Annotated in this window: 22 protein-coding genes and 1 pseudogene; 20 read left to right on the top strand and 3 right to left on the bottom strand. The window is 43.3% G+C overall.

The genetic code is table 11. From position 1 onward, the window contains the following. Nucleotides 1-80: 80 nt before the first annotated feature. Nucleotides 81-284 (bottom strand): alpha/beta-type small acid-soluble spore protein, encoded by a 204-nt coding sequence (locus OGM16_15640; protein ID UYJ46208.1) that lies wholly within the window; start codon nt 282-284, stop codon nt 81-83. A 237-nt stretch (nt 285-521) separates the two neighbouring features. On the opposite strand from OGM16_15640, the gene rsmD reads away from it, so the two are divergent. The 3 genes from rsmD to OGM16_15625 all read left to right on the top strand — a co-directional run bounded on the left by rsmD (nt 522) and on the right by OGM16_15625 (nt 2453). Next, the gene (gene rsmD / locus OGM16_15635; protein ID UYJ46207.1) at nt 522-1079 is read left to right on the top strand and encodes a 16S rRNA (guanine(966)-N(2))-methyltransferase RsmD; all 558 of its coding nucleotides are present in this window, start codon (nt 522-524) and stop codon (nt 1077-1079) included. After that, nucleotides 1080-1571: a pantetheine-phosphate adenylyltransferase gene (coaD, locus tag OGM16_15630; protein ID UYJ46206.1), complete on the top strand. Its 492-nt coding sequence runs from the start codon at nt 1080-1082 to the stop codon at nt 1569-1571. It abuts the gene before it with no gap. A gap of 186 nt (nt 1572-1757) precedes the next feature. Continuing rightward, nucleotides 1758-2453: a vacuolar family H+-ATPase subunit H gene (locus tag OGM16_15625; protein UYJ46205.1), complete on the top strand. Its 696-nt coding sequence runs from the start codon at nt 1758-1760 to the stop codon at nt 2451-2453. On the opposite strand, the gene OGM16_15620 is transcribed toward OGM16_15625, so the two are convergent. Continuing rightward, nucleotides 2426-3154 carry a hypothetical protein gene (locus OGM16_15620; GenBank protein ID UYJ46204.1) on the bottom strand — a complete coding sequence of 243 codons (729 nt, stop codon included), beginning with the start codon at nt 3152-3154 and terminating at the stop codon, nt 2426-2428. The genes OGM16_15625 and OGM16_15620 overlap by 28 nt on opposite strands. Nucleotides 3155-3176: 22 nt before the next feature. Here OGM16_15620 and OGM16_15615 point away from each other — a divergent pair, with 22 nt between their 5' ends. The 8 genes and pseudogenes from OGM16_15615 (at nt 3177) to trpS (ending at nt 11645) form a co-directional block, all read left to right on the top strand. After that, the gene (locus OGM16_15615; protein UYJ46203.1) at nt 3177-3506 is read left to right on the top strand and encodes a hypothetical protein; all 330 of its coding nucleotides are present in this window, start codon (nt 3177-3179) and stop codon (nt 3504-3506) included. Between the two features lie 46 nt (nt 3507-3552). After that, nucleotides 3553-4974, top strand: coding sequence for an RsmB/NOP family class I SAM-dependent RNA methyltransferase (locus OGM16_15610; protein UYJ46202.1), 1422 nt, complete (start codon nt 3553-3555; stop codon nt 4972-4974). Between the two features lie 102 nt (nt 4975-5076). Then, nucleotides 5077-5811: pseudogene (locus tag OGM16_15605) on the top strand (rRNA pseudouridine synthase). 102 nt (nt 5812-5913) lie between these two features. Next, nucleotides 5914-6501 (top strand): HAD family phosphatase, encoded by a 588-nt coding sequence (locus OGM16_15600; protein UYJ48485.1) that lies wholly within the window; start codon nt 5914-5916, stop codon nt 6499-6501. Next, nucleotides 6502-8538: a YgiQ family radical SAM protein gene (locus tag OGM16_15595; protein UYJ46201.1), complete on the top strand. Its 2037-nt coding sequence runs from the start codon at nt 6502-6504 to the stop codon at nt 8536-8538. A gap of 2 nt (nt 8539-8540) precedes the next feature. Continuing rightward, entirely contained in the window at nt 8541-9326 is a 786-nt protein-coding gene (locus tag OGM16_15590; GenBank protein UYJ46200.1) for an SDR family NAD(P)-dependent oxidoreductase, read from the top strand. Between the two features lies 1 nt (nt 9327). Further along, nucleotides 9328-10386 (top strand): RluA family pseudouridine synthase, encoded by a 1059-nt coding sequence (locus tag OGM16_15585; protein UYJ46199.1) that lies wholly within the window; start codon nt 9328-9330, stop codon nt 10384-10386. A gap of 161 nt (nt 10387-10547) precedes the next feature. Further along, entirely contained in the window at nt 10548-11645 is a 1098-nt protein-coding gene (gene trpS / locus OGM16_15580; GenBank protein UYJ46198.1) for a tryptophan--tRNA ligase, read from the top strand. A 63-nt stretch (nt 11646-11708) separates the two neighbouring features. On the opposite strand, the gene OGM16_15575 is transcribed toward trpS, so the two are convergent. Then, a complete protein-coding gene (locus OGM16_15575; protein ID UYJ46197.1) occupies nt 11709-12839 on the bottom strand; it encodes a DUF362 domain-containing protein in 1131 nt (376 codons plus the stop codon). Nucleotides 12840-13076: 237 nt separating this feature from the next. Here OGM16_15575 and OGM16_15570 point away from each other — a divergent pair, with 237 nt between their 5' ends. From OGM16_15570 to OGM16_15530, 9 genes are all read left to right on the top strand, one after another. Continuing rightward, nucleotides 13077-13625, top strand: coding sequence for a Holliday junction resolvase RecU (locus tag OGM16_15570; GenBank protein ID UYJ46196.1), 549 nt, complete (start codon nt 13077-13079; stop codon nt 13623-13625). Nucleotides 13626-13790: 165 nt separating this feature from the next. Then, entirely contained in the window at nt 13791-15071 is a 1281-nt protein-coding gene (gene hisZ / locus OGM16_15565) for an ATP phosphoribosyltransferase regulatory subunit (GenBank protein UYJ46195.1), read from the top strand. A gap of 37 nt (nt 15072-15108) precedes the next feature. Continuing rightward, a complete protein-coding gene (hisG, locus tag OGM16_15560) occupies nt 15109-15768 on the top strand; it encodes an ATP phosphoribosyltransferase (protein ID UYJ46194.1) in 660 nt (219 codons plus the stop codon). After that, nucleotides 15765-17054 carry a histidinol dehydrogenase gene (hisD, locus tag OGM16_15555; protein UYJ46193.1) on the top strand — a complete coding sequence of 430 codons (1290 nt, stop codon included), beginning with the start codon at nt 15765-15767 and terminating at the stop codon, nt 17052-17054. Before hisG ends, hisD begins: the two co-directional genes overlap by 4 nt. 140 nt (nt 17055-17194) lie before the next feature. Next, nucleotides 17195-17782, top strand: coding sequence for an imidazoleglycerol-phosphate dehydratase HisB (gene hisB, locus OGM16_15550; protein ID UYJ46192.1), 588 nt, complete (start codon nt 17195-17197; stop codon nt 17780-17782). Nucleotides 17783-17851: 69 nt separating this feature from the next. Then, on the top strand, nt 17852-18571 hold the full coding sequence (gene hisA / locus OGM16_15545) for a 1-(5-phosphoribosyl)-5-[(5-phosphoribosylamino)methylideneamino]imidazole-4-carboxamide isomerase (GenBank protein UYJ46191.1): 720 nt from the start codon (nt 17852-17854) through the stop codon (nt 18569-18571). Nucleotides 18572-18592: 21 nt separating this feature from the next. Further along, nucleotides 18593-19903: a bifunctional phosphoribosyl-AMP cyclohydrolase/phosphoribosyl-ATP diphosphatase HisIE gene (hisIE, locus tag OGM16_15540; protein UYJ46190.1), complete on the top strand. Its 1311-nt coding sequence runs from the start codon at nt 18593-18595 to the stop codon at nt 19901-19903. Nucleotides 19904-20034: 131 nt separating this feature from the next. After that, a complete protein-coding gene (gene pepT, locus OGM16_15535) occupies nt 20035-21285 on the top strand; it encodes a peptidase T (protein ID UYJ46189.1) in 1251 nt (416 codons plus the stop codon). 235 nt (nt 21286-21520) lie between these two features. Beyond that, the gene (locus OGM16_15530; GenBank protein ID UYJ46188.1) at nt 21521-22894 is read left to right on the top strand and encodes an NCS2 family permease; all 1374 of its coding nucleotides are present in this window, start codon (nt 21521-21523) and stop codon (nt 22892-22894) included. Nucleotides 22895-23120: the final 226 nt, after the last annotated feature.

The following is a 23120-nucleotide window of genomic DNA, read 5'->3' as shown; positions in this document are numbered from 1 at the left end:
AAATAATAGAACTACAAAGAAAGATCACCCCGGACAGAAGTGATTCTGCCTGGGGTGATCTTTTCCTGACTTAAGGAGTTTTACTTACCTGCCATCTGGCGTTCCTGGTTCTCGATCATTTTTTTGACCATATAGCCACCAACAGAACCATTCTGTGCAGAGGTAAGGTTGCCGTTGTAGCCGTTGCTTAAAGGTACTCCCAGTTCGTTAGCTACCTCCATTTTAAAGCGGTCCATGGCTTCCTTTGCTTCAGGTACGTTTGTTTTGTTTGTGTTGTTAGACATAATAAAACGCCTCCTTAATTGAGAAAGAGCTCTTTTGTTTTTAAGAGCCTGTTGTTTGTTACGTTCTTAGTATGTGACCATCTTAAGATAATACACTAGAAGGTTCTGCGTAAATTGTTAAAAAATGCAAAATCCACAAAAAAACCTTGTATTAAGCAAATTTTCATATTATACTTGTTGGGAATGAAAACAGAGCAGAAGAATGATCTGAACTGCTCATACAGGAGCTTATAGTACATGAGAGTTATTGCAGGCAGCGCGAGAAGGCTGCTTTTAAAAACAATAGAAGGTATGGATACAAGACCTACCACAGACCGGATCAAGGAAACTTTATTTAATATGTTAAATACCCAGATCCCGGGCTGTACATTTTTGGATCTGTTTGCCGGAAGCGGAGCTATTGGTATCGAGGCTTTGAGCCGGGGTGCAAAACAGGCATTTTTTGTAGAGAGTAATCCGGAGGCAGTTTCCTGTATCCGGGAAAATTTAAGCCGCACCCATTTAGAAGAAGGTGCGCTGGTATTAAGCTGTGACGTGATTCCAGGACTGAAAAAATTAGAGGGAAGAAATCCGCGGTTTGATATTATCTTTATGGATCCGCCATATAACCACGAATTTGAAAACCGAGTTTTGGAATATCTTTCTCATTCACCTATGGTGACAGAAGATACCCTGATTATTATAGAAGCTTCCAAGGAGACTGATTTTTACTGGCTTTCTGATGCAGGCTTTCATATGATAAAAGAAAAAGTATACAAGACCAACAAACATATATTTGCTGGCAAGGGGGCATAAATGAGAGTCGCAGTCTATCCGGGCAGTTTCGATCCGGTTACATTAGGACATATTGACATTATCCAGCGTACTGCTAAGATGTTTGACAAAGTGGTCATCGGTGTTTTAAGAAACCGTTCCAAATCGCCATTATTCACAGCGGAAGAAAGAGTGGAGCTTTTAAAGCAGGTCACAGCTGATATTCCCAATGTAGAGGTACAGTCTTTTCAAGGGCTTCTGATCGACTTTGTCCGCCAGAACCATGCAAATGTGATCGTAAGAGGCTTAAGGGCGATCACTGATTTCGAGTATGAACTTCAGATGGCCCAGACCAACCGTGTGATCGCACCGGAGATCGATACTATATTTTTAACTACCAATCTGAAATATTCTTATCTTAGTTCCAGTATTGTAAAAGAAATCGCAGAATTTGACGGTGATATCGCAGAATTTTTACATCCTATGGTTGCAGAGCAGGTAAGAAAAAAACTGGATGAGATGAAAAAAGCATAATGTACTCTCGGAATCTTTTTGTACTTGATTTTGCGAGAAGATTTTTTGTCAGTTGCACCCAAATTTCTGAGGCGTACGCGGTGCGTACGTTGATGAAATTCGGGTACAACTGGCGGAAAATCGACCGCAAAGGCAAGTGCAGGAAAGACTCCGAGAGTACATCATAAACAAAAGGAGAACGATAAAATGAGCAGAATTGAACAGTTGATCGGTGAAATTGAAGAATACATAGACAGTTGCAAATTCCAGGCATTATCTAACAGCAAGATCATTGTAAATAAGGAAGAAATGGAAGAGCTGTTAGTAGAGCTTCGTATGCGTATCCCGGATGAGATCAAGAAATACCAGAAGATCATCAGCCAGCAGGAAACCATTTTAAGTGATGCACAGGCCCAGTCTGATTCTATGCTGGCAGATGCAAAGAAGCAGTCTGATTCTATGATCGCACAGGCAACAGAGCAGGCCAATACTATGGTAGAACAGGCAACAGAGCAGGCAAACACCATGGTAGCACAGGCAGATGCCCAGACTACAGAGATGGTCAACGACCATGAGATCATGCAGCGGGCATATGCACATGCGAATGAGGTAGTTGAGCAGGCAAATATCCAGGCTCAGGCAATCGTAGATGCAGCTGTTAATGATGCAAACAACATCCGTCAGGGTGCGATCCAGTATACGGATGATATGCTGCGCAGCCTTCAGAACATCATGGATCATACCATGGAAACTGCAAAGGGACGTTTTGATTCCTTTATGAGTTCCATGCAGTCCAGCTATGATATTGTGACAAACAACCGCAAGGAATTGTCTCCAGGTCTGGTAAAGCAGGAACCGGAAGCACAGGCAGCACCTCAGGAAGAGAAAAAGGAAGAAGCATAAAGCTTCCATAAAATAAGCAAGAATATGCAGGAAAGTAGACTGTGAAGGGCTTTCCAGAAGATATAATGCCGGATGGAAAGTCCGGCATTTTTTCTACCACTGTTCCTCATAAGGACACTCCGGGTCTGGAAAATACCGCTGATACCGCCAAAAGAAACACTTGCAGTGACTAAGAGAAGACCGGAAAGACCAGATGCATGTTCACAGATATTCCTGATGCCGGTCGTGATCTCTAAAAATCCCATAAGAGCCGGTTTAAAAAGGTCCGGACCAGGCAAAGGCAGCTTAAAAAGATATAACGACAGGATGGAAAACAGCATAATATAAAGTCCGATCTTTTCCATAGTTTCAAGGCAGCTCATAAGGTGGTCATCCAGTGAAAATGTTTTTGGCATTACTGTCAGGTTACTGACTGCTTTGCTGTTGTTTGTTGAAATCCAGATATTGTTTGTATTTTCTGCATTTTTCTGATAATAATGCCGGGCAAGGAAGAAAATGGGAAAAACAGGCAAATAAAGGGAGAGCAGAAAAATGGGCAGTGGAAAAGGTGCTGAAGCCGGGAACATTTTCTGGCTTTCCAGTGTTGTGTAGCCGGTAAGGAACATGGGACTTGGATGATTGCAGATTGCAAGGAGGCAGTTTGCTTCCGTTGCCGTGATCTGGCCGTTTTCTAAAAGATCCCGGTCCATTTTTGCCCCCATAGGATAACCGCATAATAACCCTGTGAGAAAAGCGAAACCTGCTGGTTCAGAAAAGTGGAAAAAAAATGACAGTAAAGGCGAAAATGGACGCATTGCAAGATGTACGGTGCCTAAAGAAGCAATGATACCGGTCCCGATCATAAAGGGCAATAAGGTGGGTAAAACTGTAAAAGCCCAGAGTAAAAGTCCGTTTCTGGCGCCTTCTAAAGAAGTGGCCGGAGAGAGCAGGAGCAGGATAAGGAAAAGTAAAGCCAGAAGGCTTAACAGGATCCGTTTCATATGTCCTCTTGAAAAAACAGGGTTTGTTTTAATATATGGCGTGGTCTTTTTGAAAATGACGGTGAACGTGTAAGGTACGTGGCAATTGATATGAGATTTTTATATAGAAGGAGCATGATATGACAGATGTAAAACAGCTGCCGGAAGAGTTTTTAAAGGAAATGGAGCAGCTTTTGGGAGATGAATATGAAGCATATATAAAAAGCTATGAAGAAGCGTGGAAACCGGGGCTGCGGGTAAACACTTTAAAGATTACGCCAGAGGAATTTAAAAATATGTCCCACCTGAATCTGATACCTGTAGATTGGACAGAAAAAGGCTTTTATTATGAGGATACAGAACGTCCAGCCAGACATCCATTTTATTATGCAGGCCTTTACTATCTTCAGGAACCAAGTGCAATGGCACCGGCGGCTGTCCTTCCTGTAGAATCGGGAGATAAGGTCCTTGATGTATGTGCGGCACCGGGAGGAAAAAGTACGGAGCTGGCAGCAAAATTACAGGGAAAAGGAATGCTGGTCTCCAATGATATCAGTTATTCCAGAGCAAGGGCCCTTCTTAAAAATCTGGAGCTGGCGGGAGCGGAAAATATCTGTGTATTAAGTGAAGAGCCGGCAAAGCTGGCAGCTGTATGGCCAGAGTTTTTTGATAAGATATTAATAGATGCCCCCTGTTCCGGGGAAGGAATGTTCCGAAGAGAAGAGGACATGGTAAAAGACTGGGTCAACAGGGGGCCGGATTACTACAGCCCCATCCAGCGGGAGATTTTAGAGCAGGCGGTGGTCATGTTAAAGCCAGGAGGAATGATGCTTTATTCTACATGTACCTTCTCAAAGAAGGAGGATGAGGAAAATGTGTCATTTATTTTAGAAAATCATCCGGACATGGAACTGGTTCCTATTGATAAAGAAAGGTTTAAGGGGCTTTCTGACGGCTTTGGCTATAAAGAGACAGGCCGCCTGTTCCCACACCGGATCCAGGGAGAAGGACATTTCCTGGCATTGTTCCATAAAAAGGGTGAGTATGAAAATAGTTCCGGCGAGGAAACCAGCCCAAAAACTGGCAGAAAGCTTTCTCACGGAGCAGATGATAAAGAGGCAAAAAAGCGGGCAAAAGAGGCCAAAAAACAGGAAGATCTGATGAAGTTTCTGAAAAACTGTAAAAAGGACTGGGACTTAGACCGCATTTATATCCGTGATGACCAGGTTTATTATCTGCCGGAAGGCTTAAGAACAGGACTTCCCCTGCGGTTTTTGCGTACGGGACTGCATTTAGGAGAGCTAAAGAAAGGCCGTTTTGAACCGGATCAGGCATTTGCAATGGCATTAAAAAAAGAGGAGTATCCGGTGCGCCTTGACCTGAAGGAAGAAGATGACCGGGTGATCCGATATTTAAAAGGAGAGACCATAAGCCTTGTAAATGAGGAAGGACCAGTTAAAGGCTGGTGTCTGGTTACAGTAGAAGGTTTTCCTTTAGGCTGGGCAAAAGGCAGTGGAATGACACTTAAGAATAAATATTATGCAGGATGGCGCTGGCAGTAAAATGCAGAATGGCGAGAGTGTAAAGCACGCAGCAATTCAGTATCAGAGGGGACAAAATACCTTTTTGTCCCAACATCATAGAATGGAAGAATGGTAAAATAAATGGCAGATAAAAAGAAAAAAGCTTCTAATTCCAGTATGCGCCTGGATAAGTTCCTGGTGGAAATGGGAAAGGGGACCCGAAGCCAGATCAAAGAGATGGCAAAAAAAGGGCGGATCCAGGTAAATGGAGCTGTATTAAAGGCAACGGATGAAAAAATAGACCCGGAAAAAGATGTAGTCGTACTGGATGGGCAGAGGGTTTCTTATGCCCAGACGGAATATTTTATGTTAAATAAACCGGCAGGTACTGTATCTGCCACAGAAGATGGAAAGTATCCTACAGTAGTAAGCCTGATCGGATCCGCTTTGCGAAAGGATCTGTTCCCGGTGGGACGGCTGGATTTGGATACAGAGGGACTTCTGCTTATTACCAATGACGGGGCAATGGCTCATGAGCTGTTGTCTCCAAAGAAACATGTGGATAAGATCTATCTGGCTTACATAGAGGGAACGCTTCCAAAGGATGCAAAAAAGCAGATGCAGGAAGGCCTTGTAATAGAAGAAGGTGTAAAGACACTTCCTGCAGAACTGGTGATATTAGACCCGCCGGAAGGCATGAAAGAGGGACTTACAGCAGTCTCTTTGCGGATCCATGAGGGAAAATTCCATCAGGTAAAACGTATGTTTGAAGTTTTAGGATGTAAAGTGGTATACTTAAAACGTGTGACTATGGGACCGCTGGTGCTGGATCCTTCCTTAAAGCCGGGAGAGTACCGGACTTTAAGAGAAGAAGAACTGAAAGAGTTGGAACGAAAGATAAATGAAAAAGACAGAACGCATATTTTGGACGGTGTTTCTGCTGTGCTTTTTGATCTTGATGGTACTCTGGTAGACTCTATGTGGATGTGGGAAGCGATCGATATTGAATATTTAGGCCGTTTTGGTTATGATTGCCCTGCAGATCTGCAAAAGGCTATTGAAGGAATGAGTTTTTCTGAGACAGCTGAGTATTTTAAAGAACGTTTCAAATTGCCGGATTCTATTGAGGAGATCAAAGAGGCGTGGATCGGGATGTCTCTGGGAAAGTACCAGAAGGAAGTGCCTGTAAAGCCTGGGGTAAGGGAATTTCTGGAAGAAATTGCCATAAGAGGTATTAAGGCGGGCATTGCCACCAGCAACGGAAGAGAAATGGTAGATGCTGTATTAAAGTCTTTAGGTCTGGAACAATATTTCCAGGTGGTAGCAACTGCCTGTGAGGTGGCAGCGGGAAAGCCTGCTCCGGACATTTATCTGGAAGTAGCAAGACGTCTGGGAGCGAAGCCTGAAAACTGCCTGGTGTTTGAAGATGTGCCTGCAGGCATCATGGCAGGAAAAAATGCAGGAATGAAGGTCATTGCAGTGGAAGATGATTTTTCAGAAACAATGAAAGAGGAAAAGGAGCAGCTGGCTGACCGGCTGATCCATGATTTTTACGAGGTTTTATAAATGATACATGATTATTTGCCTATCAATAAAGAGGATATGAAAAAAAGAGGCTGGGAACAGTGCGATTTTGTTTATGTTTCCGGAGATGCCTATGTAGATCATCCTTCTTTTGGAACAGCCATTATTTCAAGGCTGCTGGAAGCACATGGCTATAAGGTTGGCATCATTGCCCAGCCGGACTGGAAAGATAATAAAAGTATCCAGATCTTAGGGCGGCCAAGACTGGGATTTTTAGTGTCTGCGGGAAATATGGATTCCATGGTGAACCATTATTCTGTATCCAAAAAGCGCAGAAAAGAGGACTCCTATACTCCGGGGGGAGTTATGGGAAAGAGACCGGATTATGCAGTGGTAGTTTACTGCAATCTGATCCGGTCTGTCTATAAGGATGTTCCTATTATCGCAGGCGGCATTGAAGCCAGCCTTCGCCGCCTGGCTCATTATGATTACTGGTCTAATAAAATGAAGCGGTCTATTTTGCTGGATGCCCAGGCAGACATTATTTCCTATGGAATGGGAGAACATTCTATTGTGGAACTGGCAGATGCTTTAGACAGCGGATTGGATATTAAAGATATTACCTTTATTGACGGTACTGTCTATAAGACAAAGAACCTGGAATCAGTTTATGATTATAAGCTGCTGCCGGACTATACAGAGCTTCTGGAGGACAAGAAAAGGTATGCGGAAAGCTTTTTTGTGCAGTACAGCAATACGGACCCATTTTCCGGAAAACGTCTGGTAGAGCCATATGAAGGCAAGTTCTATGTAGTACAGAATCCGCCTGCAAAGCCGTTAACACAGGAAGAAATGGATGATGTGTATGATCTGCCTTATATGCGAAGCTATCATCCCTCTTATGAGGCTGCCGGGGGTGTTCCTGCGATCCGTGAGATAAAATTCAGCCTTATTAGCAACAGGGGCTGCTTTGGTGGCTGCAGCTTCTGCGCGCTGACCTTCCATCAGGGAAGGATCATCCAGGCGCGAAGCCATGAGTCTCTGATAGACGAGGCAAAGCTTCTTACCCAGGAGCCTGACTTTAAGGGATATATCCATGATGTTGGGGGGCCTACTGCTAATTTCCGTTTCCCGGCCTGTGAAAAGCAGCTGACAAAGGGGGCGTGCCCCAATAAGCAGTGCCTGTTCCCGGAACCATGTAAGAACTTGCGGGCGGACCACAGCGATTATATTTCCTTACTTAGAAAGCTGCGGGCGATCCCAAAGGTAAAGAAGGTATTTATCCGCTCCGGTATCCGTTTTGACTATTTGTTAAAGGATCCGGGAAAGAAGTTTTTGCGGGAACTGTGTGAGTACCATGTAAGCGGCCAACTGAAAGTTGCGCCAGAGCATGTGGCAGATAAAGTGCTTATGCGCATGGGCAAGCCGAAAAACAGTGTTTACAGAGAGTTTGTAAAAGAATATAAGCAGATGAATGAGAAGCTGGGAAAAGACCAGTATCTGGTGCCTTATCTTATGTCCTCCCATCCAGGTTCCTCTATGAAAGAGGCAGTGGAGCTGGCGGAGTATTTAAGGGATCTGGGCTATATGCCGGAGCAGGTGCAGGACTTTTATCCAACACCGTCTACCATCTCTACCTGCATGTATTATACAGGTTATGACTGCCGGACCATGGAAAAGGTGTATGTGCCTATTAATCCTCATGAAAAGGCTATGCAGAGAGCACTGATCCAGTACAGAAATCCGAAGAATTATGATCTGGTGGCAGAGGCTCTTAAGATCGCAGGCAGGACGGATCTCATCGGTTTTGAAAAGAAGTGCCTCATCAGGCCAAGAAATTTTGATAAGAGTGTCCGTGATGAGAAAGGATTCCATGGACATGGGGCAGGTTCTGGCAGCAGAAGCACCGGATCCAGAAATGAAAAGGGCAGAAATGCAAATGGAAAAAGTGCAGGGGGAAGAAATGCAGGTCCAGGCAGCAGAAACATGGAAAAAAGCCCAGGCAGCAAAATGAACACAGCAGGATCTGCAGGAAAGAAAAAAGGCATCCGGAACGTTCATAAAAAGAAAGGAAACTGACAATGAAAATAGCCGTTATAACAGGAGCTTCCTCTGGAATGGGTCAGGAAAGTGCCATTGGTTTGTGGGAACAGTTTTCAGGGTTGGATGAGATCTGGGCAGTAGGAAGAAGAAAAGACCGTCTTGAAAAGCTGGAAGAAAAAGTGAATATCCCGGTACGTAAGTTTGCACTGGATCTGAGTCAGGAAAAAGACAGGGAGCTCTTAAAAGAGGAACTGGTCCGTTTAAAGCCACAGGTAAAATTTCTTGTAAATGCTGCTGGTTTTGGAAAGATCGGCAATGTATGTGATCTTCCTGAAAAAGACCAGACAGGAATGGTACAGGTAAATTGTACGGCCCTGACTGCTGTTACCACCATGGTCCTTCCTTTTATGCCGCAAAACAGCCGTATCCTGCAGTTTGCCTCCAGCGCAGCCTTTTTGCCTCAGCCTGGCTTTGCAGTATATGCAGCATCAAAGGCCTATGTGTTAAGCTACAGCCGGGCGTTAAACAGGGAATTAAAAAGCAGAAAGATATTTGTGACGGCTGTCTGTCCGGGACCGGTGCGCACGGAATTTTTCGATATTGCACAGACAACGGGTGAAATTCCACTGTATAAGAAACTGGTCATGGCTGATCCGGGAAAGGTTGTGGCAAAAGCAATACGGGACAGTATTGCAGGGAGAGAGGTTTCCGTGTATGGGATATGGATGAAGGTATTCTGGGTTCTTGCGAAAGTCTTTCCTCACAGCCTGATCCTGGATATTATGGAAAAGATCGAGTATGCACCGGGAAAGGAACGTTGGTAAAATGCAGAAACTGAAAGTAACTTCCAATGAAGCAGGACAAAGACTTGACAAGCTGCTGGCAAAATATTTAAGCCAGGCGGGAAAAGGCTTTCTCTATAAAATGATGCGCAAGAAAAATATTACCTTAAATGGAAAGAAATGTGATGGTTCGGAGCGTGTACAAGAGGGAGATGAAATAAGCCTGTTTATGGCAGATGAGACCATAGAGAAGTTTTCAACGCCTCTGCCGCAGTTAGAAGCGTTAGGAAAAGAACATGCCGGGAACCTGGAAAAATCTGGAAAAGCCGGAAAAAACGGGGAAAATGGCAGCAGGAAGAAAAAGCAGGAGTTATCCATTATATATGAAGATAAGAATGTCATTATCGTGAACAAACCTTCCGGCATGCTTTCCCAGAAAGCCAAAGAAGGGGATGTTTCCTTAAATGAGCATATTTTAAATTATCTTATTGATTCCGGTCATCTGCCGGTAAGCCAGCTGCGTACTTTTAAGCCTTCTATCTGCAACCGTCTGGATCGCAATACCAGCGGTCTGGTTGTAGCAGGAACTTCCCTGCAGGGGCTTCAGATCATGAATGCAGTTTTAAAGGACCGGAGTATCCATAAATATTATCAGTGCGTTGTGAAGGGAAAGATCCATAAGCCTCAGATGATCGCCGGTTTTTTAAAGAAGGATGAAGCGAAAAATACAGTGCAGATTTATCCGCTGGAAGTGGAAGGAAGCGTTCCTATTATGACAGAATATGTGCCTGTAAAGAGCAGCGATACAGCAACACTTTTAAAGGTCACACTGATCACCGGACGCAGCCATCAGATCCGTGCACATCTGGCTTCTATCGGACATCCTATTTTAGGGGATTTTAAGTATGGAGACCCAAAGGTGAACGAGCAGATCCAGAAGAAATACAAGGTACGTTCCCAATTGCTCCATTCCTGGAAACTGGTGATGCCGGGAAAAATGGCGCAGCCTTTAGATTATCTGGCTGGAAAAGAGTTTATTGCCCCTTTGCCGGCGGCCTTTAAGAAGGTGTTGCAGGGAGAAGGCCTGGATGCGGATTCTTGACAGAAAAGTAGCTTTGGGGTATGCTTATACAATAAGTAGTAGAATTGCGGGAGTGCAAAGCACGTAGCAATTCGGTATCAGAGGGGTCAAAATACCTTTTGATCCCAACATCATAAGTATGGATAGAATTAAATAACTATATAACGAGAGGATAAGATACAATGGGAAAAATCATATTAACCGGCGACCGCCCAACAGGACGCCTTCATGTAGGACATTATGTAGGCTCTTTAAAGAGAAGAGTAGAACTTCAAAATTCCGGTGAGTTTGATGAAATTTATATTATGATCGCAGATGCGCAGGCTCTTACAGATAACGCAGATAACCCTGAAAAAGTACGTCAGAATATCATCGAGGTAGCTTTAGATTATCTGGCATGTGGTCTGGATCCTGCAAAATCTACTTTATTTATCCAGTCCCAGGTACCGGAACTTTGCGAAATGACCTTCTATTATATGGATCTGGTAACTGTATCCAGATTACAGCGTAATCCTACTGTAAAATCTGAGATCCAGATGCGTAATTTTGAAACCAGTATTCCAGTTGGTTTCTTTACCTATCCTATCAGCCAGGCAGCTGATATCACAGCTTTTAAGGCGACCACAGTTCCGGTTGGCGAGGATCAGGCTCCAATGATCGAGCAGACCCGTGAGATCGTTCACAAGTTCAATACTGTATATGGCGGCAATCTGGTAGAGCCGGATATCCTGCTTCCGGATAATAAGGCATGCCTGCGTCTGCCAGGTATCGACGGAAAGGCAAAGATGAGTAAATCCTTAGGAAACTGCATCTATCTGTCTGATTCTGAAGAAGAGGTCAAGAAGAAGATCATGTCCATGTTTACTGATCCGAACCATCTGCGTGTTCAGGATCCGGGACAGGTTGAAGGAAATCCTGTATTTATTTATCTGGATGCATTCTGCCGTGATGAGCATTTTGAAAAATATCTGCCAGATTACAAGAATTTAGATGAATTAAAGGCTCATTATACAAGAGGCGGACTTGGCGATGTTAAGGTGAAGAAGTTCTTAAACAACGTGATCCAGGATGAACTGCGCCCTATCAGGGAGCGCAGAAAAGAGATCGCAAAGGATATCCCGGCTGTATACAAGATCCTGGAAGAAGGAAGCATCAAGGCAGAAAAGAAAGCAGCACAGACTCTTGCAGAAATGAAGCGTGCTATGAAGATCAACTATTTTGAAGATAAAGAGCTGATCGCAGAGCAGGCAGCAAGATTTTCAAGTGAGGCAGATGCGTAAAAAGCAACTGTAAAAAAATCGTCCGGACAGATCAGATCCGGGCGATTTTTTGTTTTACATCATTTACATAACAACTAATTCATATTTTCTGGAACCAAGTCCGATCTTTTCTGCATGGTCTAAGCAGCTTCTCCACTCAGATTCTGGTGTGGAATTGCAGAAATGGTCGTGGTGGTCTATGAAGCCTTTCTTTGCCATGTTCTTTGCCAGCTGGCTTCCAGGCATTGGGGCAGCTTTAAGACAGGCATCTACACAGGCCTGGTCCAGTGCCAGTGGATCAAAGGAAGCGAACATTCCAATATTTGGAAGGATCGGCACGTCGTTTTCACCGTGGCAGTCACAGTTAGGAGATACATCTACTATCAGGGAAATATGGAAGTTTGGACGTCCATCTACCACGGCCTTGGTATATTCAGCCATACGGCAGTTTAACAGCTCGTTTGCAGTGTCATTGTCAAAGGCAATGGCATCGAAGTTGCAGGCACCCAGGCAGCGGCCGCAGCCTACGCAGTGTTCCTGATCCACATGCATTTTTCTGGCAGCTTCATCAAAGACCAGACCACTGTTGGCACATTCTTTCTGACATTTGCGGCAGCCTTTACATAAATCCTGTTCAATGTGTGGTTTGCCGCTGCTGTGCTGGTCTTTTTTTCCTGCCCTGGATCCACAGCCCATACCGATATTTTTTATGGTTCCGCCGAAGCCGGTCATTTCATGGCCTTTAAAATGGGTCAGGCTGATAAATACATCGGCATCCATAATAGCACGGCCGATCTTGGCTTCTTTTACATATTCCCCGCCTTCTACCGGCACATCTACATCATCTGTACCTTTCAGGCCATCGCCAATAAGGATGGGACATCCTACAGTCAGCGGTGTAAATCCATTTTCCCATGCACATTCCAGATGCTCTAAAGCGTTTTTGCGGCTTCCCGGATACATGGTGTTGCAGTCAGTAAGAAATGGCTTTCCACCCAGTTCTTTTACTACATCTGCAACTGCTTTTGCGTAGTTAGGACGAAGATAACTAATATTTCCCAGTTCTCCAAAATGCATCTTAATGGCAACAAATTTGCCGTCCATATTCAGTTTTTCAATACCAGCTTTTTTGATCAGCTTTTTTAATTTGGTTGGAAGTCCGTCACCAAAGGCAATTGTGTGAAAATCAGTGAAATAAACTTTTGATGGTTCCATATAATACCTCGCTTTTGTGTGAAATTTTTCTATAGTATAATGCAAAAAATGAAGAATGGCAAATACAGAATTAATTTGGTATACTGATGATACCAGGGTCAAAAGGTCATAAATCCGATGCAAGCTTGCTTGAAGGAGGATTTTTGAACTTGGGACCCGACAAAAACATGAGTAAGAAGCCAAAAACAAAGGGGATGCGGCGGCAGACATTTGTTTTACGGAAAGGACAGCATAAAAATGGGAACATGGAAAACAAGAGGCCTTCGTGGATCTACCTTAGAAGATTTGATCAATCATACAAATGAAAGCTACAGGGAAAAAAAGCTGGCTTTGATCCAGAAAATCCCTACCCCCATTACCCCCATTGAAATAGATAAGAGCAGCCGTCATATTACACTGGCTTATTTTGAACAGAAAAGTACAGTAGACTATATTGGGGCAGTGCAGGGAATCCCGGTGTGTTTTGATGCAAAGGAATGTGCGGTAAAAACATTTCCTCTGCAAAATATCCATCCACACCAGATTAAGTTCATGGAAGAATTTGAACAGCAGGGGGGTATATCTTTTATTATTGTACATTATACAGCCATGGATGAAATGTATTATGTACCCTTTGCAGATGTAAAAAAATTCTGGGACCGCATGGAAGCAGGCGGGCGAAAGAGTTTTACTTATGATGAAATTGACAAAAACTGGAAAATACGTTCCCACAGGGATATGTATGTTCACTATCTGGAGCCTTTATCCATTGATCTAAGCCAGAGGGAAAATAAGCAGGAGTTATGAAGATCCAGAAATACGTAGTTATGAAAAATCCAGAAATACGTTGACAAGAAAAATAAGAACCTTTATAATAAGAACCACGTTAATGAATTACCACTCTACCATGATAAAGCAATAAGGGACAAAAAAAGAGCCATTTACACCGGCGGAAGATAAGGGAGATGTGCCATGACAAAGAAAAACAAGCTGATCCATACTCCGGAAGGAGTCAGGGACATTTACAACGGAGAATGCCGCAGAAAGCTGGCAGTCCAGGAGAAGATCCTCCATACATTATATCTGTACGGTTATGAGCATATCCAGACCCCAAGTTTTGAATATGCGGATATTTTTAATGAAGACCGTGGAAGTGTAGGCGCCCAGGAAATGTTCAAATTTTTCGACCGGGACAATAACATGCTGGTACTCAGGCCGGATATGACCCCGGCAGTGGCCAGATGCGTGGCAAAATATTTTATGGATGATGACATGCCTCTGCGCCTGTGTTACTTAGAGCGCACTTTTAAGAACAACACCAGTTATCAAGGTTACTTAAAAGAAAGGGCTGAGTCTGGTGCAGAGCTGATCGGTGATGACTCACCAGATGCTGATGCAGAGATGATCGCTATGGTCATTGACTGCTTAAAGACGGCAGGTTTAAAAGAATTCCAGGTAGAATTAGGAGAGGTTGCATTTTACAGAAGCCTGTTGCTGCAGTCCGGACTGGATGAAGATGCACAGGCACGGTTAAATGACCTGATCGAGAATAAAAACCGTTTTGGTGTGGAAGAGTTCTTAAAGAACCAGAATATGGAAGAAAGCTTAAAAGAAGCCTTTTTAAAGCTTCCGGAGCTGTTTGGCGGTATTAGCCAGATTAAAAAGGCAAAAACATTAACTCACAATCCACAGGCGTTAGCAGCTATTGAGAGGCTGGAACGGGTACATACTTTGCTGGAAGAGTACCACATGGCAGATTATGTATCCTATGACCTGGGAATGTTAAGCCGTTACCAGTATTATACAGGCATCATTTTTAAGGCGTATACTTACGGGACCGGCGATTATATTGTTACAGGCGGCCGTTACAATAAGCTGTTAGTACAGTTTGGAAAAGATACCCCGGCAGTTGGTTTTGCCATTGTGGTAGACCAGCTTATGGCAGCTTTATCCAGACAGCAGATCCATATTCCGGTGCAGTTAGTGAATACAGTGATCCTTTATGAGCCATCAGCCAGACAAAGTGCTGTGCGTTTAAGCCGATTCTTCCGTTCCGAAGGCACTCCGGTGCAGGCCATGGTCATGGAGGAAGGAAAGAGCCTGGAAGACTACAAGGAAATGGCAAAGAAAAGAGGTCTTCGTACTATCCTCTGCCTGAAGGATGCAGGGAATACAGTAACTGCCTTTGATATGCTCACAGGAAATGTAGATGAAACTCCTGTATCTGCATACGGAGTCAGGGGGATCTTATAGGATACCCGGAAAACATATGGATATAAAGGAGGAGATTATGAGATATCTTACCATAGCATTAGCCAAGGGCCGTCTGGCTTTAAAGGCAATGGATATGTTTGAGCAGATCGGCATTTCCTGTGAGGAGATGAAGGACAAAAACTCCAGAAAGCTGATCTTTGTAAATGAAGACCTGGGCATCCGTTTCTTTTTAGCCAAGGCAAATGACGTTCCTACTTATGTAGAGTACGGTGCTGCAGACATTGGCATTGTAGGCCGTGATACCATTTTGGAGGAAGGAAGAAGATTTTATGAGGTACTGGACCTGGCGATGGGAAAATGCAGGATGTGTGTCTGCGGGCCTGAGTCAGCCAGGGAACGTTTAAAGCATCACGAGCTGATCCGCGTAGCTACCAAATATCCCCATATTGCAAAAGATTATTTCTATAATCAGAAATACCAGACTGTAGAGATCATTAAGTTAAACGGTTCTATTGAGCTGGCACCTATTGTAGGGCTTTCCGAGGTGATCGTGGATATCGTGGAGACAGGTTCTACCCTGAGGGAAAACGGATTAGTAGTTTTAGAAGAGGTCTGTGACCTTTCAGCACGTATGGTAGTCAACCAGGTAAGCATGAAGACAGAAAATGAGCGGATCACAAAGATCATCAAAGATTTTCAGGGACTTTTAAAAGAAAAAGAGAGGGCGGACAAATGAGGATCGTAAAGTTAGACGAAGCATCTATGAAAAATATTCTGGCAGATATGTTAAAAAGAGACCCAAATAACTATGATGCCTATACAGAAACCGTGCAGGAGATCGTAGATAAGGTAAAAGTAGAAGGTGATAGGGCGGTTTTTGATTATACCAGAAAATTTGATAAAGCACAGATCAATGCAGAAAATATCCGGGTAACAGAAGCTGAGATTAAAGAAGCTATGGAAGAAGTTGATCCCCACCTGCTGAAAGTAATGAAAAAATCCATGGAAAACATCCGCCGTTACCATGAAAAACAGAGAAGGAACAGCTGGTTTGATTCCCAGCCTGACGGTACGATCTTAGGACAGAAGATCACTGCTTTAGAGAGTGCAGGTGTATATGTACCAGGCGGAAAAGCAGCGTACCCTTCTTCTGTACTTATGAACATTATCCCGGCAGAGGTAGCAGGTGTTAAGCGTATTGTAATGGTCACACCTCCTGGTCAGGATGGAAAGGTAAATCCTGTTACTTTAACAGCAGCGCATCTGGCTGGTGCTACGGAAGTTTATAAAGTAGGCGGTGCCCAGGCCATCGCAGCCCTTGCTTTCGGCACTGAGTCTATTCCAAGAGTCAGCAAGATCGTAGGACCTGGAAATATCTTTGTTGCGCTTGCAAAAAAGGCTGTATACGGCCATGTAAGCATTGACAGTATCGCAGGACCAAGTGAGATCTTAGTAGTAGCAGATGAAACAGCAAATCCAAGATATGTGGCAGCTGACCTGTTAAGCCAGGCAGAGCATGATGAGTTAGCCAGTGCTATTTTAGTTACCACCAGCATGGAGCTGGCTGAGAAAGTTTCTAAAGAAGTGGATGGCTTTTTACAGGTATTATCCAGAAGTGGGATCATAAAGAAATCTCTGGATAACTACGGCTATATCCTGGTAGTGGATACCATGGATGAAGCAGTTGAAACAGCCAATAACATTGCTCCGGAACATCTGGAGCTGGTAACGGCGAATCCTTTTGAAGTAATGACAAAGATCCGCAACGCAGGAGCTATTTTTATCGGTGAATACAGCTCTGAGCCGCTGGGAGACTATTTTGCAGGACCAAACCATATCCTTCCTACTAACGGGACAGCGAAATTCTTCTCACCTTTAGGTGTAGACGACTTTATTAAGAAATCCAGCATTATCTATTATTCCAGAGAAGCCCTGAAAAAGGCTCACAGGGATATTGAGGACTTTGCAGAGGCAGAACATCTGACTGCACATGCAAATTCTGTAAGGGTAAGATTTGAATGATATGTTCTCTCGGAATCTCAGCCACAAAGGCAGGTGCATGAGAGATGCCGAGAGGACATTAATAATTGAGAGAGTGCAAAGCACGCAGCAATTCAATATCAGAGGAGTTAAAAGGTCCGGATAAAGGAGAGTACAGGAATATGGAACGCATTGCGCAGATCACACGAAATACCAATGAAACACAGATAAAAATGACCTTAAACCTGGACGGCAGCGGAAAAGCCAATATCCATACAGGCATCGGTTTTTTTGACCATATGTTAAACAGTTTTGCCCGTCATGGTTTTTTTGATCTGGATCTTCAGGTAAATGGGGATCTGGAGGTAGATACCCATCATACCATTGAGGATACGGGAATCGTTCTGGGACAGGCGATCCGCCAGGCAGTAGGTGATAAAAAAGGCATCTGCCGTTATGGCTCCCAGATTCTTCCTATGGACGAGGCATTAGTAATCTGTGCCCTGGATCTTTGCGGAAGACCTTATCTGGTCTATGATTTAAATCTTGACCGGGAAAAAGTTGGTGATCTGGAGACAGAAATGGTGCGGGAATTTTTCTACGCAGTATCATATGGCGGAGAAATGAACCTTCATCTGCGACAGATGTCCGGAAGCAACAATCACCATATTATTGAAGGGGCTTTTAAGGCATTTGCAAAGGCACTGGATGAGGCAACCGGTTATGATCCCCGTCTGACAGATGTATTATCTACAAAGGGAAGCCTGTAGAAAAAATCTTCACAAAATCAAGTACAAAAAGATTCCGAGAGTACATAAAAGAGAAAAAGGAGACAAATTATGCAGCTGTATCCGGCAATTGATATGAAAAATGGAAGATGTGTCCGCCTGTGCCAGGGGAAATTTAAAAATATTACCGTATATTCTGAGCATCCAGAGGAGATTGCAGCTCTCTGGCAGGAAAAAAAAGCCACTTTTTTACATCTGGTAGATTTAGATGGTGCACTGGCAGGACGTTCTGTGAATGAAGAGACCATTAAAAAGATAGTTTCTTCTGTGAATATCCCTGTGGAGATCGGCGGCGGGATCCGTTCTGAAGAAGCTGTTAAAAATATGCTTTCTTTAGGGGTAAAGCGTGTGATCATAGGAACAAAGGCAGTAGAAGAGCCGGAGTTTTTAAAAGATATGGTGGAGAAATTCGGAGCAGATGCTATTGCAGCAGGCATTGATGCCAAAGCAGGCATGGTTGCGATCCAGGGATGGGAACAGGTAAGTACAGTTACAGCTACAGAACTTTGCCTGAAAATGAAAGAATACGGTGTAAAGCACATTATTTATACAGATATTTCCAGAGATGGTATGCTTTCAGGTCCAAATATCCCGGCAACAAAGAAACTGACTCTGGAAACAGGACTTGACATTATTGCTTCTGGAGGCGTATCCTGTATGGAAGATCTGCAGTCTCTTTATGATGCAGGGATCTCAGGAGCGATCATCGGAAAAGCTCTTTATGAAAACCGGGTGGACTTAGAAGAAGCAGTCTGCCGTTTTGAAAAATGAACGGACAAGGAGTAAATGAAAATGGATAATAAAAAACTGATCGCAGGTTTTGGCTATCAGGAAGGACGCATCAGCAGCTGGGATGGAAAGAGGACTTATACACAGGCTGTGCCACAGATGGCAAAGCACTGCTGTGATAATGGGGTTGACGAGATACTGGTCTATGACTGGTCTGTAACAGATGAGGATCATGAGGCTGCCATTGCAGTGATCAAAGAGGTGTGCAGGGAAGCAGATGCCCCGGTTATTGCAGGCGGCAGAGTAAAGCGCATGGAAGATGTAAAGAAATATCTTTATGCAGGAGCCAGTGCTGTATTTTTAGACATGAGCAAAGAAGAAAACACAGATATGATCAAAGAGGCTTCGGACCGCTTTGGAAAAGAGAAAATTTACGCTTATCTGCCAACAGACGAATATATTGACAGTGTAAAGGACTATGAGGCAGCAGGCGCATCTGTTATGCTTCTTAATACAGCAGGCAGTGTGCCCTCTTTACTGGAAATGGCTTCTATCAGCGACAGTGAGGCATCATTTTTATTCTTCTTACAGGCAAAGGACGATGCCAAAGATACAGCAGAAAGTCTGAAAAATGCCTTTGGCTGTGGAAATATCTGCGGTGCAGTTCTTACCTTTACAGAAGATAACATGGATTCTTCCATGACCATAAAGCAGTCTTTAAAGGCAGCGGGGATCTCTGTGGATACCTTTGAATCTTCTGTAGACTGGAAGGATTTTAAGTTAAACAGTGACGGTCTGATTCCGGTGATCGTTCAGGATTATAAGAGCAACGAAGTGTTAATGTTAGCCTATATGAATGAGGAGGCATTTGATAATACACTTGCTACCGGCCGTATGACTTATTTCAGCCGCAGCCGTCAGGCACAGTGGGTAAAGGGAGAGACCAGCGGACATTTCCAGTATGTAAAATCCTTAAAGATTGATTGTGACAATGATACCCTGCTTGCAACTGTAAAACAGATCGGGGCAGCCTGCCACACTGGAAATCGTTCCTGCTTCTACACCACGCTGGCAGAAAAGGAATATAAAGAGACCAATCCATTAAAGGTATTTGAAGATGTTTTCAATGTGATCTTAGACCGTAAGAAGCATCCAAAGGAAGGCTCTTATACAAACTATCTTTTTGACAAGGGAATTGATAAGATCTTAAAGAAGGTAGGAGAAGAAGCTACAGAGATCGTTATTGCAGCCAAGAATCCGGATCCGGAAGAAGTAAAATATGAGATTTCTGATTTTCTGTACCATATAATGGTATTAATGGCAGAAAAGGGTGTTACCTGGGAAGAAATCACAGAGGAACTGGCAAACCGGTAAAACCGGAATAAATGTAAATATGAAGGATTTGTATTTGGGGCAGCTGGATCGAAAGACTGGCTGTCCTTTTTGCATAATGAATAGATTCGTGGTAAAATTATGATATAAATATGTTTGTGGAGGACAATAAAATGAAAACAACAGATTATTCTGTTACGGAACGCTTTTTACGCTATATTTCCTATGATACCCAGTCAAAAGAAGAGGAAGAACAGGTTCCAAGTACAAAGAAGCAGTTAGAATTTAGTATACTTCTTGCTGCAGAATTAAAGGAAATGGGTATATCCAATGTGCGTATGGACGGACATGGATATATTTACGGTGAGATCCCAGCAAATACAGAAGAGACAGTTATGTCATTAGGCTTTATCGCCCATATGGACACGTCACCGGCCCTTTCAGGCAAAGATGTAAAGCCTCAGCTAGTAGAAAACTATGATGGCTGTGATATCTGCTTAAACAAAGAAAAGGATATCTGGCTCCTTACTTCTGATTTTCCGGAAATAAAAAAGTATAAGGGAAAAACACTGATCACTACAGATGGAACTACACTGTTGGGAGCAGATGATAAAGCAGGTGTGGCAGAGATCATGACTATGGCAGCCTGGTTTTTAAGCCATCCGGAAGAAAAGCATGGAAAGATATGCATTGCTTTTACGCCGGACGAAGAGGTGGGAAGAGGTGCTGATTTCTTCAATGTAGAAGATTTTGGGGCAGAGGCGGCTTATACAGTAGACGGAGGAGCTTTAGGCGAACTGGAATACGAAAACTTTAATGCGGCTTCTGGTCATGTGGTGATACAGGGAAAGAGTATCCACCCGGGAAGCGCCAAGGGAAAAATGAAAAATGCATTGCTGGTAGCTATGGAATTTCAGGCTTTGCTTCCGGCATTTGAAAATCCTATGTATACAGAAGGCTACGAAGGCTTTTATCATCTAGACCGTATGGAAGGCGATGTAGAATGCACCCAGATGGCTTATATCATCCGGGATCATGACCGGGAGAAATTCCAACAGAAAAAGGCATTTTTCGAAAAAGCAGCTGAGTTTTTAAATGTAAAATACGGAGCAGGTACAGTAACTGTTGCAGTAAAAGATTCTTACTATAATATGAAAGAGAAGATAGAACCCCATATGGAATTGATCCATATTGCAGAGAAAGCCATGAAGAAAAACGGCGTTGAACCGGTGATCTCTCCAGTACGCGGGGGAACAGACGGCGCCAGATTATCCTATATGGGACTGCCCTGCCCCAACCTTTGCACAGGGGGACACAATTACCATGGAAAGTATGAATATGTATGTGTGGAGTCTATGGAACAGACTGTCCAGATCCTTACAGAAATTGTAAAAAGCTTTGCAACAGGAAAAAATGTGGATTAATGAACAAAAATTTCAAATTTATATATAAAGATTCATTTTGATCATTAGAAATTTTTATTTTGTATATACAAAATATTAAAAAAGTGCTAAAATGCAAATATAAAAATATTCTGATTTCTGGCGGTCGGGGAAAAGGAGGCAGGGGACTTCTTAAAAAGCTGGAAAGAAGAACTGATCTTTGGTGATTACCAAAGATTAATGATCAGAGATCAATATATGAGAAGGAGGATCTTATATGAGTCTGGAAAAATTGTTTCACCTGAAGGAAAACCACACAGACGTCAAAACAGAGGTGTTAGCGGGAATTACCACCTTCATGACCATGGCCTATATCCTGGCTGTTAATCCGGGTATCCTAGGCGCTACAGGTATGGATAGCGGTGCTGTTTTTACAGCAACTGCAGTTTCAGCATTGTTTGCTACCTTATGTATGGCATTTATGGCAAACTATCCATTTGTACTGGCACCTGGTATGGGCTTAAATGCGTATTTTGCTTATACCGTAGTTTTACAGATGGGTTATTCATGGGAAATGGCTTTAACGGCTGTATTTGCAGAAGGTATCATTTTCATTCTTCTGTCATTGACCAATGTACGTGAAAAAATCTTCAATGCTATCCCAATGACATTGAAACATTCTGTATCTGCCGGTATTGGTCTTTTTATCGCTTTTATCGGTTTGCAGAACGCAAAGATCGTAGTAGACGGAGCTACATTGGTAGGTCTTTATTCCTTTAAGGCAGCTGTTCAGAATGGTACATTTTCTACAGAAGGGATCACAGTCCTGTTAGCGCTGATCGGTATTTTGATCACAGCTGTTTTACTGGTAAAACAGGTAAAGGGAGGTATCCTTTGGGGTATCCTTGCTACATGGATTTTAGGCATCATCTGCCAGTTAGCAGGTATCTACCAGGTAAACCCGGAGGCAGGAGCTTACAGCCTTCTCCCGGATTTTTCCAATGGGATTGCGATTCCAAGCATGGCCCCAACTTTTTTGAAGATGGATTTCAGCCGTCTGTTCTCACTGGATTTCTTTGTAGTTGTATTTGCATTCCTGTTTGTAGATCTGTTTGACACCTTAGGAACACTGATCGGTGTTGCTTCCAAGGCAGATATGCTGGACAAAGACGGCAAGCTTCCAAAGATCCGCGGCGCTCTTATGTCTGACGCCATTGGTACTACTGTAGGTGCTATGTTTGGTACATCTACTGTAACTACGTTCGTAGAAAGTGCTTCCGGCGTAGCAGAAGGCGGAAGAACCGGACTGACCGCTGCAGTTGCAGCTATCCTTTTTGGACTGTCCCTGTTCTTATCACCGATCTTCCTTGCGATCCCGTCCTTTGCAACAGCACCGGCGCTGATCGTTGTAGGATTTTTAATGATCTCATCTATTCTTAAAATTGATTTTAATGATTATACGGAATCCATTCCTGCATACATCGGTATCATTGCAATGCCTTTTATGTACAGTATTTCTGAAGGTATTTCTTTAGGAATCATTTCCTATGTAGTGATCAATCTGGTATGTGGTAAGGCAAACGAAAAGAAGATCAGTCCACTGCTTTATATTCTGGCAGTACTTTTTGTACTGAAGTATATTATGCTGTAAGCGTATAAAAGCATATAGCAGTTTTAGCAAAAAAAGAGTCGCCCCCTGGCGCAATGTCATTAAGTTAACATGACAAATCAAGATCTCAGTATTAGAAAATAATACTGGGGTCTTTTTTTATCAAAAGCTTGACAGGAACACAAAAATGTGTGGCCGCTCTCGCTACTGATTATATTTAGAAGTTGCGAGAGCGGCCCTTGTAATTAAGTAAATCTTGATTACAAGG

It is taken from the genome of Lachnospiraceae bacterium (assembly GCA_025758065.1).
In the GTDB taxonomy this organism is placed as follows: domain Bacteria; phylum Bacillota; class Clostridia; order Lachnospirales; family Lachnospiraceae; genus Enterocloster.
The sequence above is the reverse complement of the archived record's forward strand: the minus strand, read 5'-3'. Positions and strand labels throughout refer to the sequence as shown.